The sequence below is a fragment of the Zhihengliuella alba genome (assembly GCF_039538765.1).
In the GTDB taxonomy this organism is placed as follows: domain Bacteria; phylum Actinomycetota; class Actinomycetes; order Actinomycetales; family Micrococcaceae; genus Zhihengliuella; species Zhihengliuella alba.
Map to the genome: position 1 here is coordinate 281,398 of NZ_BAABCJ010000001.1, position 18,667 is coordinate 300,064.

An 18,667-nucleotide genomic window follows, 5' to 3' on the forward strand; every position below is an offset into this window, starting at 1 on the left:
GGGTGTTGCGGGTGGGTGAAGGATCGGGACTACAGCGCTGCGAGCCGGGCGATCAGACGCTCGCGGCGCCTCTCGTCGACGCCGTCTCCGACCATCGCGACGACGGAGGGGACGTCCATCCCCAAAGTGGCGTTCAGAAGCGGATGGTCCAGCAGCTCGGGGATGTCATCGGCTAGGACGGATCGGGCGTCGGGGTCCTTCAGGAGCAGACCGATGCTCGTCCGGTCCAGCCGGTAGCGCCCGCCTCTGCGCCGTGCGAGGGTCGTGGTGGATCGCTCCGCGTCAGTCGGCTGCGGCTTCGGCTCCCAGTCCTCGTACCGGAGGCCGAATCCGTACTCGAAGGCTGGATCTTCCGAGTCCGAGGGGACATCGGGCCTGCTGGTCTCCACCGCTGCGGTCGACGAGGGCAGCTCGATGGGCAGGCGTCCCAGGGGCTCGGCCTCGCCGAAGAGGACCCGGGCGAACGCCTCGTCGCTCGCACCGAACTCCGCGAGCAGGGAATCAACGTGCGGCAGCAGCGGCGTCAGGATCGCGCCGCGGTCCAGGTACACGCCGACCACCGTCGGGGCGGAAGATGCGATCGCCGCGATGTGCTCGACGTCCTGCGCCGGGAATTCGATCGAGCCGGCATGGAAGAAGGACTCGAGGTCACCGGGCACGCCCCGCTGCTCGAAGGGGGCCGCGACGCGCAGGATGGCGACGTCGGCGTCCTCGGGGGCGGCGACGACGTGGGCCCGTCCCGCCAGTGCGGCGGGATCCATGCCTTCGACGTAGACCGAGATGCCCCGGTCCAACGGGAGGTGGGCCTTCGTCTCGCCGTTCACCAGCAGGGTGTGCGCGGCGCACTGGGCAGCGATCCCTGTGTCGCGGGCGTCGGCGGCACCGACGACGACCTCCGCGCGCTCCGCATCGACGAACGGGTCGTCGAACAGTCCGAGAGTGAACTTCTCACGCAGCAGGCGGCGGGCGGACTCGTCGATGCGGGACTCGCTCACCGCCCCCGATCGGACGAGCCCGATGAGCGTGTCGGGGATCGCTTCGCCGCCGAACTGGTCGATCCCCGCGTCGAGGGCCTTAACCATGCGCTCCTCGAACGACAAGTGCTCGACGCCCCACGGTGTCGCGCCGATGATGCCCCAGTCGCTGCACACGATGCCGTCGAAGCCGAGCTGCTTGCGCAGAAGATCGGTGACGATCTCCCGGTTGAAGCTGAACCCGACCTCCTCGTACGCGGTTCCCATCGGCACGCCGTAGTAGGGCATCATCTGCGAGATCCCTGCGGTGAGGACGTCCTTGAACGGCTGCAGGTGCATGTCCCACAGTCCGCCCGGGTAGACCTGCTCCTTGCCGTAGTCGAAGTGCGGATCCTCGCCGTCCAGCTGCGGGCCACCGCCGGGGAAGTGCTTGCCCATGGCGGCGACGGAGCTCGGGCCGAGAGCCTCGCCCTGGAGCCCGCGGACGTAGGCGACGCCGAGGCGGGAAGCCGTCTCCGCGCTCTGCCCATAGGTGCCGCCCGCGCGGGACCAGCGGGGCTCGGTCGCCAGGTCGATCTGCGGGTGCAGGGCCAGCGTGATGCCGACGGCGCGGTACTCGCGGCGGACGATCTCGCCGAAGCGCTCCGCGAGATCCGGGTCGTCGAGCGCGCCGAAGCCGAGGGGTTCGGGCCACTGAGAGAACGGGCCCGCGGCGAGCCCGGTGCCGGGGTTGTTGCCGAAGGCGTGGCGAGGGTCGCTCGAGATGGTGACCGGGATGCCGAAAGGCTGCTTGCGGACCTCGGCCTGCGCGGCATTGGCCCACTGCGCCAGATCCCGAGCGCTCGATGCTTGCAGGGTGTTGAAGTGGTTGATCCGCCGGTCGAGCAGGGTGCGCGTCGACGGATAGCCGATGGGGCCGGGTGCGTCGAAGTCGCCGATCCCCGCCAGCGGCTGGAACATGAGTCCCGCCTTGTCCTCGAGCGGAAGCCTGGACAGGAGGTCCTCGGCCCGCTGCGCCGGGCTTAGGGACGGGTCTTGGTAGGGATGGGACGCACTGCTCATGAAGTGACCTGCTCTCGGTGAGGAAAAGACCGGGTTCTGCCGGAAAAGCGAACCCTGGGGGCGAGGGAGTCGCCAGATGAATGATCGAGCGCGGAGTCGGCCGGGAATCCGAACAGCGTTGCTTACGACGTGACGACTGACACTGACTCGTGTCAGTGACTCGATTCAGTATGGCAGTGTAATCTTGGTAACGTCAATAGGTGATGCAGAGCGCGTGGTCAGAAGGGAGCCGATGGTGCCGAAAACGCAGAAGCGGGTCACCAGTTCCGATGTGGCGAGGGAGGCCGGCGTGGCGCGCTCGACCGTGAGCTATGTGCTGAACCGCACGCCGCATCAGACGATCCCCGACGGCACGCGCCGCCGGGTGCTCGACGCCGCTGCGCGCCTTGGGTACACGCCCTCCGCGGCCGCGCGGACGCTCAAGCGAGGGCGGTCCGACGTCGTGCTCTGCATCGTGAAGCCCTGGCCGCTCGGTTCGGCGTCGGGATTGCTGCTGGCCGAGCTCACTGCGGGCTTCGACGCGGTGGGCCTGACCCTCGTGACGCACATCGAGGGCGCGGGCGTGCGCGGCGTCGAGGCGGTGTGGAACGAGATCGCCCCTGCTGCGGTGCTGACATACAGTCCCGTGGATCCGGATGCCGAACGCACCATGCGCGCTGCCGGCGTGCAATGCGTGGCCGTCCTCTTCTCGGGTGAGCCCGACGGGAGCGCGCGCTTCGTCCGACCCGACGCCAGGATCGGGCTGCTCCAGGCTCAGCACCTCGTCGCGGCCGGGCATGCGAGGATCGGCTACGCCTACCCCGAGCCGCCTACGCTTAGGGACTTCGCCGAGCCCCGACTCGAGGGCGTCCGGGCGGCATGTGCGGAGGCGGGCATCGCCGCGCCGGAGGTGCGCACTGTGGCGCTTGACGCGGAATCGGCTGCTGCTGCCATCGAGCACTGGCGAGGGATGGACGACCCCGTGACGGCGGTCTGCGCCTACAACGACGAGGTGGCGCAGGCGCTGATCGCCGGTGCTCGACTCGCCGGCGTGGGCATTCCGAACGACCTGGCCGTCATCGGCGCTGATGACATCCCCACGGCGCGCCTGGCCTCGCCGCCGCTGACCACGATCGCCATCGACCACGCTGCCGAGGCCCGACGCATCGTGCATGACGTTACGTCGGCCCTGCGCGAAGGCGTCGCCGTCGAGGCGACCGATCCTGCGGACCTCTTCACCACGGTCGTGCGGGAATCCGCTTGACGAGACTTCGGCAGCCTTCGGGGATTTTCACCATAGCTGCCCTGCCGAGTCGATCCATCAAGGCGGTTGCTGCTGAGACTGAGAGCGGCGAGCAGGATGTTTGTGCCACTGGGTCATCGCCAGCGTTCTGAGCGTGGTGTCCATTGCGGTGTTCACTGCACTGCTCGCAAGACTCCGGGCGGCTGCGCGATCAGAGCTGAGCTCGTACCCCAGTAGATCCTGTCTCGGACGGACCCGCCAGAAGGTCGATCAGCGGGTCGACGGCATCAAAGGCGGCTGCCCCCTCCTCGAGCGAGGCGACCTTAGCCCCGTCCAGCAGGGCCATCAACTGCCTGGCTGTCCGGTCCCGGCTCCGCGGATCATCCTCGTCGAGGCAGCGGTCGAACCTTTGTAGCAGCGACCGTCGCTGGTCTGCCAGGACTTGGGAAACCCCTCCGGAGTCGTCGAGGTGCTCCGCCGCCGCTGCGATGAAGCAGCAGCCCGCGTATCGGTCCTGTGCCGCTGCATTGGCGGCCAGATCGAAGACCGCCCGGATCAGCCGCGCTCCACGGAGTCCTGCCCGCTCGAGGGCTTCGATCTCCCGCTCCGAGCGCTCGGCCTGGCGCTCCAGGTATGCGCGCACGAGGTCGTCCTTCGATGGGAAGTGTGCATACAGGGTGGCCTTGGCGACCCCGGCCTCCGAGATCACTCTGGCCACGCCCACAGCGCGGACCCCGTGCTCGGCGAAGAGCCGCGAGGCGGCGTCGAGGATCCGCTCGCGCGCGGACGGGGCCTCCTGTGCTGTGTGGACATGCGCGGTCATAGGTTTGACGATACCAGACCGACTGTTCTACCCTCGAAAGTAGGCAGACCGGTCGGTCTGGTCAATTTGTTCAGAGAGAAGGAATCCACATGGGAGCTGCGGTCAGCACCGCCTCGGACTACGACCTCGCCGTCATCGGCGGAGGAAGCGCGGCGAGCGCAGCGGCGGAGACCGCTCGCGCATTGGGAAAGACGGCGGTGATGATCGAGCGCGGACGGGCCGGCGGCACATGCCTCAACGTCGGATGCGTCCCCTCGAAGATGCTCCTGTCCGCTGCGGAGGCTCACTACTCCGCCGGGGCCAGCCGCTATCCAGGCGTCGCGACTTCCGCGGATGCCGTGGACCTAGAAGCCCTCGTGTCCTGGAAGGACCGGTTCGCCGACGAGCGCCGGCAGGCCGACCACGTCGATGGTCCGATCGCCGTCGGCATCGACGTCCTGCGCGGAGACGCCCGGCTCCTGCCAGGTGCGGTCGACGCCCCAGTCGAGATCGCGGTGGCAGGGGAGGACGGGACGACGAGGACCGCGAGCGCTCGTAGTGTCGTGGTCGCCACGGGTGCCGTTCCTCGGATTCCGCAGGTCGCCGGCCTCGAGGACGTGGACTACCTCACCTCCGCCGAGGCGATGTCCCTCTCCGAGGTCCCCGACAGCGTCCTGGTCGTCGGCGGCAATGCGGTCGGGCTCGAGCAGGCGCAGTGGCTGTCCCATCTCGGGGCGAAGGTGACCGTGCTGCAGCTCCCCTCGAGGATCGCGCCCCAGGAGCAGCCCGAGATCTCAGTCGCTCTCAAGGAAGCGCTGACCGAGCAGGGCATCGAGATCCTCGAGGATGCCGATCTCTTCGAAGTCGGCAAAGATGGAGGTGCCGTCGTCGGCACGGCTATGGTCGCCGGCGTCGCACGAGAAGTCCACGCAGAGCGGATCCTCATCGCCGCCGGTCGGGAACCGGCCACGGCGGGCCTGGGCCTCGAGGTGATCGGCGTGGAGACCGGTCCTCGCGGCGAGATCACCGTGGATGACCACCTGCGCACAACCCACCCGAGGATCTGGGCCGCTGGCGACGTCACCGGAGCTGCGCAGTTCGTCTACGTCGCCGGCACGGAGGGCGCGATCGCGGCCGAGAACGCGGTCACTGGTTCCTCGCGCTCGATCGACTACGCGATCCTGCCGCGCGTCACCTTCACCTCGCCCCAGCTCGCGTCCGTCGGCATCACGACCGAGCAGGCCGCCGCCGAGGGCATCGACGTCGACGTGCGTGAACTACCTCTGATGGCAGTGCCTCGCGCGGCCATCAATGGAGAGTCGGCCGGGAAGGCCGTCCTCATCTCCGATCGCCGAGACGGGAAGGTACGAGGGTTCCACATGGTCGGCGACTCGGCCGGTGACGTCGTCACCGCCGCCGCCTACGCGATCGCCGGAGGCCTCACCGTCGAACAGATCGCATCGCTCTGGGCCCCGTTCCTCACCATGTCGGAGGCGCTCCGCATCACCGCTCAGAGCGCCCCTCGTTCGGCTTCTCTACTCCAGGAAGCCGCAGTCACCAGCTAACCGATCTCTGGGCAGCCATCCCTCGCCGTCCCTAGCCATCGAACACCACCCAGCCACACGACCACAGCATCATCCATCACATAGGAGAGAAAATCATGACCGCACCCCGCCGAGCCCTCATCGTCATCGACGCCCAACAGGAATACTTCGAGGGCCTCCTGCCGATCCAGTACCCGGACCGCGACGCCTCGATCGCCCGCATCGACTCAGCTCTCGAGGCCGCAGAGCAGGCCGGCGTCCCCGTCGTGCTCGTGCAGCACGAGCTGCCCGCCGAGGCACCGGTCTTCGCCGCCGGATCGTCGATCTGGGAGAACCACCCAGCGGTCGCCGCTCACGAGGAGCGCGCCGCGCACCGCGTGCGAAAGCAGTTCTCGAGCATCTTCGCCGGCACCGATCTCGAGCAATGGCTGCGCGAGCAGGGCGTCGACACCATCACCCTGGTGGGCTACATGACCAACAACTGCGTGATCGGATCCGCGGCCGCCGCCGAGCCCCTCGGCTTCGCCGTCGAGGTCCTCTCCGACGCGACCGGTGCGGTCGATCTCGCCAACGAGGCCGGGAGCGCGTCCGCTCAGCAGGTCCACGAGACCCTCATGGCGCTGCTCCACTCGAACTGGGCCGCCGTCGCCGACACCGCTGCCTGGACCGACGCCGTACGGGTCGGCGAGGCGCTGAGCAAGAGCGACTTGCCGACCTCCGCCGCACAGGGTCGCAACGCCGTCTAAGGACGAGTCCCAGAAGCAGACTGAACCCCTGGTGGCAGAGCAGGCCAGCGACCATCAGTGGAACGAGACGAGACCCGGCCTCCGCGATAGCGCAGGAGGTCGGGTCTGCGTCGCAGACGACGTAGAGCCCATCTTCGACGGCGGAGGAGTCCTGTGCCCGCTGTCGCGGGTGTCCGATTCTTCCTTCGACCGGGCCGTTGGCATGTTGAAGTTCTGAGGCCGTACTCTGGTGTGTAGGCAGCATGCATCATTCGCGCGCCATTCTGCGGTGATGTGGCCTCTGGCCAGCGGAAACACATCATCGGAGGCTCACAGTTTTTCAATGTACCTAACGTGGGAAGTAGGGGTACTTCTCCCGATCCCTGCAGGCGTACGGGCGGGAGGGCCGGGACTGCCTGCGCTGCGGCGGCCGGATCCTCCGGGAGCCCTTCATGGGCCGCTCGAGCTACCGCTGTCCCCGCTGCCAGCGAAGGCCGCGCCTCAAGCGTATTCACAGCCAGACCGGCTAAAGTCGACAAGTTCGCCGACGCTGGACCGCCCACCGGCGGTCGGCCCGCCAGGAGAGCCGCCCCTTGCGAGGGTGCATTGTCAGCCTCCGCGGTTCGGCGCACCGCCGACCACGCCGCCGACACCCGAGGAGCCTCGAGCTTGTTACGATCCGACTCGCCTTCGAGCTACACGCCGCGACACCGCTCCCAGCGACGGAGATTCAATCGTCGTCGCGCGGTGCTCCTCGCGGCCGTGGCGGTGGTCCTCGTCGCGGTCGTGGGCGCCACCGGCTACGTGGGCAACCTCGTGTCGACCTTCGGTTCCAAGACGACCAAGGTCGACGCCGGCCTGAACGGGCGAACGGTGTCCAACGTGCACGGGGCCCAGAACCTGCTCCTGCTCGGTTCCGACTCCCGCGGGGAGGGCAGCGACGTCGCCGCGGTCAAGGGCGAGGACGGCCAGCGATCGGACACCATGATGCTGGTCCACATCCCGGAGGACCGCAGCGGCGTCTACGTCATGTCCCTGGTCCGCGACCTGTGGGTCGACGTCCCCGGCCACGGCCAGCGGAAGATCAACTCGGCCTTCAACACGGGCGGGTACCCGCTGGTGGTCGACACCGTGGAGGACCTGTTGGGGATCCAGATCGACAACGTCGCCTCGATCGACTTCGGTGGTTTCAGTTCCCTCACCGAGGCCCTCGACGGCGTGACCGTGGACAACCCGAACGCCTTCTGCACCGGCCATGCCTCGCCCACCTGCTTCGAGGAGGGGACAGTCCACCTCGAGGGCAACGAGGCCCTCCGCTTCGTGAGGGAGCGCAAGGCGTTCGCCGAGGGCGACTTCCAGCGGGTGGCGAACCAGCAGCTGTTCATCAAGGCCGTCATGAAGGAGATCCTCAACGGCGGAACCCTCTCCAACCCGGTGAAGGTCCACGACGTCGTCGACCGATTCTCCGAGTACCTGACCGTCGACGAGACGTTCGATGCCGGGACCATGGTGGGCCTGGGGATCCAGCTGAAGGACATCCGCACCGAGGACGTCCACTTCTTCACGATCCCCACAGGGCCGCCCGCCAAGGGGCCGGGCGGCGCCGACATCATCCGCCAGGACGAAGAGGCCCTCCAGGCGCTCAGCCACGCCCTGCGCACCGACCGCCTCGAGGAGTTCCTCGACAGCGGCGTGGGGACCAATGCCTACGGCCAGCCGATCAATCCCGACGTCGTCGCCGATCCGCCGACCGGCGAAGAGCCCGATGCCGGCGAGAACGAGCAGCCGCAGGCGGGGAAGTGACGTGCGCGTACTGCTCCTGACGCACTCCTACGGGCCGGAGGTCACCGCCCCGCAGCGTCGCTGGGCCGCCTTCATCGGCGAGTTCCGTCGGCGTGGCTGGGCGTGCGACGTCGTCACCCCGGTCGCCCACCCGGACCTCGCCCCCGCCTCGGTGAGCCGTGCCAGGCGCGGAACCGTGATCGGCGACGAGCGCGGCAGCCATGGAGAGCGCATCCGCCGGGTCCCGCTCATCCGGCATACCGAGGCCCGGCTCAGCAAACTGGCCAGCAACCTCATCTCCGCGGTGCTGATGGTGCCCCGAGCCCTGACGGCGCCGCGCCCCGACGTCGTGGTCGTCACCGTTCCGGCACTGCCGAACATCGCCGCCGGATACGCCGTGGCGCGTCTGCGCCGGACCCGGCTCGTGGTGGACATGCGCGACGCCTGGCCGGACCTGGCCCGTGACGCCCAGATCGTGAAGTCCGCGCGCCCGGGGCTGATGGAGCGCGTGCTGACCTTCGTGCAGCGGCGTGCCGACCTGGTGGTCACCGTGACGGAGGGATTCGCCGACGTCCTCCGCCAGCGCGGCGCCCGGCGCGTGGAGACCGTCTACAACGGGTTCCCCGCCGAGCAGCTCCCCGCGCCCGTACCGTCCCGCGAGCCGTTCGACGCCCCGCTGCGCGTGCTCTACCTGGGCAACCACGGCGAGAGCCAGGGCCTCGAGAAGCTGATCGACGCCGCCCGGCTCGCCGGCGACGCCGTGCGTCTCCGATTCGTCGGCAACGGAGCGCGGAAGACGGAGCTCGAGGAGTACGCCCGCCGCGTCGGGGCCGACGTCGACTTCCAGCCGCCGAGCCACGGCGACGAGACGCTCGCCCACTATGCGTGGGCGGACACCTGCGTGGTCTCGTTGCGCGACGACTGGCCCAGCTTCGAGTGGACCATCCCCTCCAAGACCTACGAGCTCCTCGCGATCGGCAAGCACATCACGGCCGTCGTGCGCGGCGAGGCGGCACGGCTCCTCGCGGCGACGGGCGCGGCCGACGTCGTCGACCCGGACCCGGCGACCATCGCGGCCGTCTGGAAGGACCTGGCGGAACGGCCCGCACGCCTCTCCGTCCCTCCGGCCGGCCGGGCCTGGGTGGCGGAGAACTGCGACCTCCGGCGGCTCGGCCGTCGCTACGCCGAGCTGATCGAGACCGTGACGAGAGGGACCCCCGCACCATGAGCAGCGCACCCGGCCCGAGCCCCATCCAGCAGGCAGGCCAGCTGGCCACCAACCTGCGGCTCACGGCGCACACCGTCTGGGACCACCTGACCGACGACCCCGTGGTCCTTGCGCTGCAGACCGCCCGACGGCTACCCCAGCGGCCGGTCCACGCCGTGGCGAGACGCGTCGCCGACACCGTCCGGGGCACCGACTCGACGGTGGGCAACATCGCCGCCGCCGTCAACGGCGACACGGTGCGGCTGGAGGCCAACCTGGCGGACGCCGTCGCACGCCGGAACGAGCTCCCCGCCGGCACCGCGCGGCGGCTGGCCGAGGTGGCCACGGCCGTCGGCGACGTCGAGGCCGCCCGCCAGCTCCTCGAGGTCCTGCCCGACACGTCCGCTGCGGCGGCCGCCCGCGCCCGCCTGGCCTGGCACCTGGGCAGCATGACCGAGGCGGTGGAGCTGCTCGCCGGACGCGGCGGCCCGGCGGCCGCCCTCCACCGGCGCTACGCCTCCGAACTGGACGTGTACGCGGGCTCCCGCCCCGCGGTCACCGCCCCGCGCGGGTACCGGCCGGCCGACGGGCGGATCATGCACGTGCTGACCAATTCGCTGCCGCACACCGGCTCGGGCTATGCGCAGCGGTCGCACTCGATCCTGACCGCTCTCGCCGAAGACGGCTGGGACGTCTCGGCGACCACCCGGATCGGCTACCCGGTGCAGGTCGGCAAGCCCCTCGCGGCGGACCAGGACGTCGTCGACGGGCTGACGTACCGGCGGATCCTGCCGCCGGCGATCCGCGGGGGCCTCTCCGGCCGGATCCAGCAGTACGCCGACGCCCTCGCGGGAATCGTCGGGCAGGTCAGGCCCGCCCTGCTGCACACGACCACCGACTTCCTCAACGCGGTGGTCGTCCGGGCCGTCGCCGAGGCCCACGGCATCCCCTGGGTCTACGAGGTGCGCGGCCAGCTCGCCGACACCTGGGCCTCCGGCCGCCCCGCGGAGGCGCGCACATCCGAGCGGTACCGGTACTTCAAGGAGCGGGAGGCCGACGTGGCGCGCAGTGCCGACGCGGTCGTCACGCTCGGCGAGGCCATGAAGTCGGAGCTCGTCGCCGCAGGGGTCGAGGCCGCCCGGATCCGGATCTGCCCGAACGCCGTCGGCGAGGCATTCCTCGCCGAACCGCTCGAACCCTCCGCCGCCCAGGCCGCCCTCGGCCTGGACCCCGGCTGGACGTACGTGGGCACCGTGAGCAGCATCGTCGCCTACGAGGGACTCGACGACCTGCTCAGCGCGTTCGCCCTCCTCCACGCGCAGCATCCCCGCACGCGGCTCCTCGTGGCCGGCGACGGCGCCGCCCTGCCGGCCCTGAAGCACCAGGCGGTGAGCCTCGGCATCGCGGACCGTGTGGTCTTCGCCGGCCGCGTCCCCCGGGAGAAGGCGCACCTGTACCATCAGGCGCTCTCCGTCTTCGCCGTCCCGCGCAAGGACCTCGAGGTCACCCGCCAGGTGACGCCCCTGAAGTCCGTGGAGGCGTCCGCCAGCGGCCGCCCCGTGGTCGCCACCGATCTGCCAGCCCTCGCCGAGCTGGTGCACGACGGCGTCAACGGCCGACGCTTCGCCCCCGGCGACGTCGCCGATCTGGCCGCCAAGCTCGGCGAGCTGCTGTCCGATCGGGAGGAGGCGGCGCGTCTGGGGCACGCCGGACGGGCCTGGGCCCTCGAGGAGCGGACCTGGTCCGCCAACGCCGAGAAGTACGAGCAGGTCTACCGCGGGCTGCTCGAGCGGCCCGACGAGCCTTCCGCGGCGCGAGGTGAGTGAAGCGTCACATGGATATTGAGGTTTCATAATTCAATGGCCCCGTTCAGGCCCAATCCGGCTCCTATACTGGAGGAGTTTTGGTCCGTGGGCGTCACGCGTCTGGGGAACCGCGCCTTACCGGGAGGGCCGCCGTACGCGCCGCTCCGAACCACTACAGGAAGACTTCAATGACTGAGATCAAGACCGTCGCCGTGATCGGCCTCGGTTACATCGGCCTGCCCACCGCCGCGATCCTGGCCACGAACGGCACTACCGTGATCGGCGTGGACGTCAACCCGAACACCGTCGACGCCGTGAACCGCGGCGAGGTCCCGTTCGTCGAGCCGGACCTCGGCCAGCACGTCTCCAAGGCCGTCGCCGAGGGCACCCTGAAGGCCTCGCTCGAGACCCCGCCGGCGGACGCCTACATCGTCGCCGTGCCCACGCCGTTCAACGACGACAAGTCGGCAGACCTCTCCTACATCGAGGCCGCCGGCACCAACATCGCCCCGCAGCTGCGCGGCGACGAGCTCATCATCCTCGAGTCGACCTCGCCTCCCGGGGCCACCCAGCACCTGGCGGACCACATCCTGGCGCTGCGCCCGGACCTGAGCCTGGACAACCTGCTCGTCGCGCACTGCCCCGAGCGCGTCCTGCCGGGGCGCGTCATGATCGAGCTCGTCACCAACGACCGCATCGTCGGCGGCATCACGCCGGAGGCGGCCTGGGCCGCCCGCGACCTGTACCAGCGGTTCTGCGAGGGCGAGATCCTCCTCACCGACGCCGTGACCGCGGAGATGGCCAAGCTGGTCGAGAACTCCTTCCGCGACGTGAACATCGCGTTCGCCAACGAGCTCTCCGTCATCTCCGACAAGCTCGGCATCAACGTCTGGGAGCTCATCAAGCTCGCCAACCACCACCCGCGCGTGAACATCCTCCAGCCCGGCCCCGGCGTCGGCGGCCACTGCATCGCCGTGGACCCGTGGTTCATCGTCGCGGCGGCCCCCGAGGAGGCCAAGCTCATCCGCCAGGCCCGCGAGACCAACGACGCCAAGCCGGAGTGGGTCATCGACCAGGTCGCCAAGGAGCAGGACGCCACGGCGCCGATCGCCGTCTTCGGCCTCGCGTTCAAGGCGGACATCGACGACCTGCGCGAGTCGCCGGCCGTCCACATCGCCGGCGACCTCGCGGACCAGTACACGGACCGCACCATCCTCGCCGTGGAACCGCACATCGACACGCTGCCCAAGCAGCTGGCCAACCGGCGCAACATCGAACTGGCGAGCATCGAGGACGCCCTCGAGCAGGCCGGGACGGTGCTGATCCTCGTGGACCACAGCCAGTTCAAGGCCCTCGAGACCACCGCGTTCGACGGCAAGCACGTGGTGGACAGCCGCGGCCTGCTGAACCGCGCCTAGCCGACAGGAGCACCCTCACCGCATGAATCTGCGACGCTACCTCCGCCAGCCAGTGAAGCTGGTCCAGCGCAACCTGAGCCCGGAGCAGAAGAAGCAGATCAAGCGGGTGCTCCGCCGCGGCGCCCGGACGCTGCCCGAGCCGGTGCAGCGCCGCCTCAAGGCGGCGCTGCCGGCCCGAGCCGGCACGCCGCGCGGTCGCCGCGGACGCGGCGCCACCGGTCCCACCGACCCCCTCGGCCTCGCGCTGGACGCGCAGCCGGCCGGCGTCGCCGCCCGCTCCGGGCGCGCCGCAGCCGCCGGCGGCGACGACCCGCACCGGGCCGACCGGCTCGTTGCGGCCCTACGGTCCGCCGGCCCGGCCCTGCCGACGCAGCGCCGGCGCATCGCCGGGATCGTGGCCCCGGACCTCGCGACCGCGCTCGCGGACGCCGAGTACGACGTCGTCCCGCTCGCCCCGGGGACTGCAGCGGCCACCGCCGGGGAGACGAGCGCCGAGGCCCTGCTCGTCGACCTGGACGGATTCGGCGGCCTGTGGGCCGGCGGCTTGACCGCGGCCGGAACCGGCCTCTTCTCCGAACTCCACGCGGCCATCGACCGTGCGCGCGCCCACGGCGCGACCGTCTGGGTCGTCGACCGCGGGCCCGGCCGCTTCACCCCCGGCGGCGCCGCACTCCGCCAGGACCACCGGGTCGAGCTCGTCGACGGCCCCCGAGGGCCCGAGCATCCGACCGAGGACCCCGGGGACGCGCCCCGCGGCCTGATCGACGTCGTCCGCCACGTGATGGGATGCACCGCATGAGCCCCGCCCTGCCCCGCGACCAGGTCCGCGTCCTCCTCTATGGGGACGTCGACCTCAACGTCCTCGATGGTTCCGCCGTCTGGCTGACGTCGATGGCCGAGGCGTGGGCTGCCGCGGGCGCCAGCGTCGACGTCCAGCTCAAAGCCGCCGAGAAGCGCGATCTCCTCTCCGGCGTGCTGCGGACGGTGCCCGGCGTCGACGTGGTGGCCGCCCCGGTCCGGGCCGGCCACCCCACCATGAGCTGCGCCGAGGCGGCCGACGCGCTGGAGGCGCTCGACGCCCGGGATCCCTACGACGTCGTCTTCGTCCGCGGCATCCACATGTGCGCCGAACTGGCCGCCCGCGAGGCGTTCGCCGGCCGGCTCTGGTCCTACGTCACCGAGTTCTCCTACCCGGCCGAGTCGATGGACGCCCGCCGCCGGGCCACGCTCGGCGAGATCGCCGAGTCGAGCCGCCTGGTCCTGGCCCAGACCCCGCAGGCACGTGCCGTGCTCGAGGCCGCCGTGCCGGCCGCCGCCGGCCGGACCGTCGAGCTCACGCCGATGGTCCCCGACGCGCTCGGCGCCGAGCCGGCCGGCGAGCCCGCGGCACGCGAGGGCGAGGCCGGCACGGAGCGGCCGATCCGGCTCGTCTACACGGGCAAGTTCGCCCGCGACTGGCGCACCGACCTCATGCCGGACATCGTCGACGAGCTCCGCGCCCTCGGGCACACCGCCGAGCTGACCATGGTCGGCGACAAGGTCCAGCGCTCCGACGAGGAACCGCTCTGGCCGCACCGGATGCGCGAGGTCATGGAGGCGCCGCGCGACGACGTCTTCTGGGCCGGCGCGCACGACCGTGCCGGGGCCACGGAGCTGACCAGTGTCGCGGACCTCTCCCTCGGCTGGCGCTCGCCCGCGCTCGACCTCAGCGTCGAGCTCTCCACGAAGGTCCTGGAGAGCTGCGCCCTCGGCGTCCCGCCGCTGCTGAACCGCACCTCGCTGCACGAGGAGCTCCTCGGCGCCGACTACCCGCTCTTCATCGACGCGGCCCGCGACAGCCCCGCGGACATCGCCCGCACCGTCGTCGCTGCGCTGCCGCACCTCGGCGGGCTGGCGGAGCGCGTGCGCGCCGTCGCGGACCCGTACCGCGTCAGCGCCCGCGCCCACGTCCTGCGCGGCTACCTCGAGCGCGTCCTGCCGGACGAGGCCGCCGCGCCGCTGCACACGGCCGGCGGCGGCCGTCCGCGCCGGATCCTGATCGCCGGGCACGACCTGAAGTTCGCCGGGGAACTCGTGGACCTGCTGGTCTCCCGCCCGGACATCGACGTGCGCTTCGATCGCTGGGAGTCCCTCCACCGCCACGACGAGGCGGCGTCGAAGCACCTGCTGGACTGGGCCGACGTCGTCATGTGCGAGTGGGCCGGACCCAATGCCGTCTGGTACGCCGATCACAAGCGGGACGGCCAGCGCCTCGTGGTGCGGCTGCACATGTTCGAGCTGCGGGGCCGCTGGCTGGACGACCTGGACACGGCCCGCGTCGACCGGTTCGTCACGGTCTCCGGGCTCTATCGCGACATGGTCTGCGAGCGGCTGGGCCTCCCGGTCGAGCAGGTCACCGTGGTCCCCAACGCGGTCAGCGTCGCCGACCTCGACCGGCCGAAGACCGAGGGCGCCGAGTTCCGGCTCGGCCTCGTCGGGATCGTTCCGCTGCGCAAGCGGCTCGACCGCGCCCTCGACACGCTCCGCCTCCTGCACGAGCAGGACGACCGCTACACCCTGCACATCCGCGGCCGGCTCCCGTGGGAGTACCCGCACGAGTGGCGCAAGACCGAGCAGCGCGAGGCCTATCTGGACTGGTTCGCCCGGCTCGGCCGCAGCGGGATCGCCGACGCGGTGGCCTTCGAGCCGTTCGGAGCCGATATGGGCAACTGGCTCTCCAAGATCGGCTGGGTCCTCTCGCCGAGCACCACGGAGAGCTTCCACCTGGCCCCGGCCGAGGGCATGGCCAGCGGTGCCCTGCCGGTCCTGTGGGAGCGCCCCGGCGTGCACGGCATCTTCGGCGGCGACTTCGTGGTCCCGGACACCGCCGCGGCGGCCGGCTTCATCCTCGAGACCGACGGCGACCCACGACGGCGGGCGGAGCTCGTCGAACACGCCCGGGGGATCGCGGGACGCTTCGACGAGCGCGAGGTCAACCGGCTTTGGCTGGGTCTGCTCCTGGGGCAGGACTAGCCCATGCGATTCCCGGCGCGGGCCCGTCGCGGGCTGGACCGGGCGTTGAGGAGCGCCCGGGCCGGTGCCGCGGAGGGGGCGCTGGGCTCTGCACTGGGCCGGATCCGGTCCCGGACGGCGGCGAGCGCCCCCCGGCCGGGCGGCGTTGCCGAGCCGCAGACTCGCGCGGACACCGCAGCGCCCGACTGGAACAGGCAGCTCCCGAGCACTCTCACCACGGCGGAGGCGGTCACCGCGCTGGCCCTGGACAATGCACATCTGCGCGCCCGCGTCGGCGCCGAACCCTGGGAGGGGCCGGCCGTCGCCGATCCCACCGACGAGCAGCGCGCGCTGGCCGCCGAGTACCTCGCCGGCCAGCAGCCCGCGCGTGTGGGCGCTCCGTCGCCGGCCCGGCCGGACGCGCCCGGGACACGCCATCTGGTCATCGTCCACAACTACCCCCGCCCCGGGGCGGAGTACGGCAACGGGTTCGTCCACCGTCGCGTGAGGCTCTACCAGCAGGCGGGGGTCGCAGTCGACGTCGTCGTGACCGGTACCAAAGTGCCGCAGGAGATCTACGAGTACGACGGCGTGCGCGTCCTCTCCGGCAGCGGACCCGTACTGCGCGGCCTGCTGGCCGCCGTCGAGGCCGGAGCAGGGCTGCGAGGCACCTACACGAGCGCCAGCACCCATTTCCTCAACGAGTACCTCTGGGCCTCCGTGGGGGAGTACCGGTCCGCGTTGGACTGGTACGTGTACATCCACGGTTTCGAGGCGCGGCACTGGGTGCGGACCCTGTGCAACGTCGGGCTCGACGATCCGCGACTGCCGGCCCACGTGGCCGCGACCGAGCGCCGCCAGAGGTTCTGGCGCCACGTCCTCGACGCCGCGGACGGGCCCGCCGGCTACGTGTTCGTCTCCGACTGGTGGCGCCGCGCCTGCCAGGAGGACATGCACGTCGACTTCCCGGCCGAGCGCACCAGCGTCATCAACAACGTCATCGACGACGCCGTCTTCCACCCCGGCGCCGGGGCCGCCGCGCGGACGGCAGAGGACCGTTTCCGACTCGTCTGGGTGCGCTCCGCCAGCCGGCCCAACTACGCGGCCGACCTCGCCGCCCGCGCCCTGGCGGAGCTGCGCTCGAGCCGTCACTGGGAGCGGCTGCAGATCACGGTCATCGGCGAGGGGCCGCACCTGCGTGAGTTCTCCGAACGCCTCGACGGGGAGCCCAACGTGCGGATCGAGCAGCGGTTCGCCTCCCAGCGGGAGGTCGGGGAGCTGTACCGGAGCCACGGGATCGCCCTCGTGCCGTCCCGGCTGGACACCCAGGGCGTCTCCCGCGACGAGGCCATGGCCTGCGCCTGCGTGCCCGTGACCAACGCCGTCGCCGCGATCCCCGAGTTCGTCGACGGCACCGAGTCGGTCCTGGCCCCGCCGGAGGACGTCCAGGCCATGGCCGAGGGCATCCTCGCGCTCCTCGACGACCCCGCGGAGTATCTGACCCGCGCCCAGCGGGCCCTCCGGAACGTGCGCGGCCGCAGTCTGCCCGAGCAGACCGTGGGGCGCGAGCTCGCCCTCATGGGCCTCCGTCCGGAGGCCTGAGGCACCGGCTGCCAGGGCCCGTCGCGAGACCACCCGAGACGCCGCCGGGACGTGACCCGGCACCGGCGAATTCCTCGCGCCACCACGGCCGCAGCGCCCCGGATCGGCCCACCGCCGGTGCTAGTCTGGTCGGGATCGACGCGCCCGGCGCGCCCGCGTCCTGAGCGCACCGCCCCCGGCGATGCGCCCCCGGACCTCCCATTGACACACGAAGGATGGAACGTACTGGTGAAGATCGCAGTGATCGCGCTCGGCAAGATCGGGCTTCCGTTGGCGGTTCAGTTCGCGACGAAGGGCCACGAGGTGGTCGGAGTCGATGTGAACCAGCGGGTCGTGGATCTGGTGAACGCCGGGACCGAGCCGTTCCCGGGCGAGTCCCAGTTGCAGGAGAAGCTCTCGGAGACGGTCGGCTCGGGTGCGCTGCGGGCCACGACGGACTACGCGGATGCAATCCCCGGGGCCGACGCGGTGGTGCTGGTGGTGCCGCTGTTCGTCGATGCTGACGCGAAGCCGGACTTCGGGTGGATGGACGCCGCGACGACCGAGCTGGCGAAGCACCTCACGCCCGGGACGCTGGTGTCCTATGAGACGACGCTGCCGGTGGGCACGTCCCGGACGCGGTGGAAGCCGATGCTGGAGGAGGGCTCCGGGCTCGTCGAGGGCCGGGACTTCCACGTGGTGTTCTCCCCGGAGCGCGTGCTCACGGGGCGGGTCTTCGCGGACCTGCGCAAGTACCCGAAGTTGGTCGGCGGGCTGGACGAGGCCGGCGCGCGGCGTGCGGTGGAGTTCTACGAGTCCGTACTGGACTTCGACGAGCGCGAGGACCTGCCGCGTCCGAACGGGGTGTGGGACCTCGGCAGCGCGGAGGCCTCCGAGCTGGCGAAGCTGGCCGAGACCACGTACCGGGATGTGAACATCGGCCTGGCGAACCAGTTCGCCCGCTTCGCCGGGGAGAACGGGATCGACATCTACAAGGTGATCGAGGCCTCGAACTCCCAGCCGTACAGCCATATCCATCGCCCCGGCATCGCCGTGGGCGGGCACTGCATCCCGGTGTACCCGCGCCTGTACCTGTGGAATGACCCGGAGGCCTCGATCGTGGCGACCGCGCGTGCTGCGAACGCCGACATGCCGGCCTTCGCGGTGGGGATGCTCGCCGGCGTCCACGGGGATCTGGCCGGCCAGCGCGTCGTGGTCCTCGGCGCCGCCTACCGCGGCGGGGTGAAGGAGACCGCGTTCTCCGGTGTCTTCGCCACGGTCGAGGCGCTCACGGCCCACGGGGCCGAGGTCCTGGTCCACGACCCGCTCTACACCGACGAGGAGCTCTCCGGGCTCGGGTTCGCCCCGTACCACCTGGGCGAGCCGGTCGAGGCGGCCGTGATTCAGACCGACCACGCCGACTACAGGACCTTGGCCCCGGCCGACCTGCCGGGCATCCGGTCCCTCGTCGACGGGCGGAACACGACCGACCCCGCCGTCTGGGACGGCGTGGCCCGCCGGGTCATCGGCCTGCCCGCCGAGACCGCCTGAGCA

14 protein-coding genes are annotated in these 18,667 nt (G+C 71.0%); 12 read left to right on the forward strand and 2 right to left on the reverse strand.

Annotation, left to right across the window (positions count from 1 at the left end; genetic code table 11):
- Window positions 1-29 precede the first annotated feature (29 nt).
- Complete coding sequence (locus ABD784_RS01270; RefSeq protein WP_344878817.1) at window positions 30-2,036, reverse strand: glycoside hydrolase family 3 protein; 2,007 nt, start codon at window positions 2,034-2,036, stop codon at window positions 30-32.
- A gap of 232 nt (window positions 2,037-2,268) precedes the next feature.
- Between ABD784_RS01270 and ABD784_RS01275 the strand changes: the two genes are divergently transcribed.
- Window positions 2,269-3,279: a LacI family DNA-binding transcriptional regulator gene (locus ABD784_RS01275; protein ID WP_344878820.1), complete on the forward strand. Its 1,011-nt coding sequence runs from the start codon at window positions 2,269-2,271 to the stop codon at window positions 3,277-3,279.
- A gap of 190 nt (window positions 3,280-3,469) precedes the next feature.
- On the opposite strand, the gene ABD784_RS01280 is transcribed toward ABD784_RS01275, so the two are convergent.
- The gene (locus ABD784_RS01280; protein ID WP_344878823.1) at window positions 3,470-4,081 is read right to left on the reverse strand and encodes a TetR/AcrR family transcriptional regulator; all 612 of its coding nucleotides are present in this window, start codon (window positions 4,079-4,081) and stop codon (window positions 3,470-3,472) included.
- 89 nt (window positions 4,082-4,170) lie between these two features.
- Here ABD784_RS01280 and ABD784_RS01285 point away from each other — a divergent pair, with 89 nt between their 5' ends.
- From ABD784_RS01285 to ABD784_RS01335, 11 genes are all read left to right on the forward strand, one after another.
- Window positions 4,171-5,625, forward strand: a complete 1,455-nt coding sequence (locus tag ABD784_RS01285; protein WP_344878826.1) for a dihydrolipoyl dehydrogenase family protein — start codon at window positions 4,171-4,173, stop codon at window positions 5,623-5,625.
- A 95-nt stretch (window positions 5,626-5,720) separates the two neighbouring features.
- A complete protein-coding gene (locus tag ABD784_RS01290; RefSeq protein ID WP_344878829.1) occupies window positions 5,721-6,350 on the forward strand; it encodes a cysteine hydrolase family protein in 630 nt (209 codons plus the stop codon).
- A gap of 395 nt (window positions 6,351-6,745) precedes the next feature.
- Window positions 6,746-6,859 (forward strand): zinc finger domain-containing protein, encoded by a 114-nt coding sequence (locus ABD784_RS01295; RefSeq protein ID WP_425582924.1) that lies wholly within the window; start codon window positions 6,746-6,748, stop codon window positions 6,857-6,859.
- A 217-nt stretch (window positions 6,860-7,076) separates the two neighbouring features.
- Window positions 7,077-8,132 carry an LCP family protein gene (locus ABD784_RS01300; RefSeq protein ID WP_344878831.1) on the forward strand — a complete coding sequence of 352 codons (1,056 nt, stop codon included), beginning with the start codon at window positions 7,077-7,079 and terminating at the stop codon, window positions 8,130-8,132.
- Window position 8,133: 1 nt separating this feature from the next.
- Window positions 8,134-9,339 (forward strand): glycosyltransferase family 4 protein, encoded by a 1,206-nt coding sequence (locus ABD784_RS01305; RefSeq protein WP_344878834.1) that lies wholly within the window; start codon window positions 8,134-8,136, stop codon window positions 9,337-9,339.
- A complete protein-coding gene (locus ABD784_RS01310) occupies window positions 9,336-11,144 on the forward strand; it encodes a glycosyltransferase family 4 protein (RefSeq protein ID WP_344878837.1) in 1,809 nt (602 codons plus the stop codon). The genes ABD784_RS01305 and ABD784_RS01310 overlap by 4 nt, the downstream gene beginning before the upstream one ends.
- Before the next feature lie 167 nt (window positions 11,145-11,311).
- A complete protein-coding gene (wecC, locus tag ABD784_RS01315; protein WP_344878840.1) occupies window positions 11,312-12,541 on the forward strand; it encodes a UDP-N-acetyl-D-mannosamine dehydrogenase in 1,230 nt (409 codons plus the stop codon).
- 22 nt (window positions 12,542-12,563) lie between these two features.
- A complete protein-coding gene (locus tag ABD784_RS01320; RefSeq protein ID WP_344878843.1) occupies window positions 12,564-13,340 on the forward strand; it encodes a hypothetical protein in 777 nt (258 codons plus the stop codon).
- Window positions 13,337-15,553, forward strand: a complete 2,217-nt coding sequence (locus tag ABD784_RS01325) for a glycosyltransferase (RefSeq protein ID WP_344878846.1) — start codon at window positions 13,337-13,339, stop codon at window positions 15,551-15,553. The genes ABD784_RS01320 and ABD784_RS01325 overlap by 4 nt, the downstream gene beginning before the upstream one ends.
- Window positions 15,554-15,556: 3 nt before the next feature.
- Entirely contained in the window at window positions 15,557-17,134 is a 1,578-nt protein-coding gene (locus tag ABD784_RS01330; protein WP_344878849.1) for a glycosyltransferase family 4 protein, read from the forward strand.
- A 228-nt stretch (window positions 17,135-17,362) separates the two neighbouring features.
- The gene (locus ABD784_RS01335) at window positions 17,363-18,664 is read left to right on the forward strand and encodes a nucleotide sugar dehydrogenase (RefSeq protein ID WP_344878853.1); all 1,302 of its coding nucleotides are present in this window, start codon (window positions 17,363-17,365) and stop codon (window positions 18,662-18,664) included.
- The last annotated feature ends 3 nt before the right edge of the window (window positions 18,665-18,667 follow it).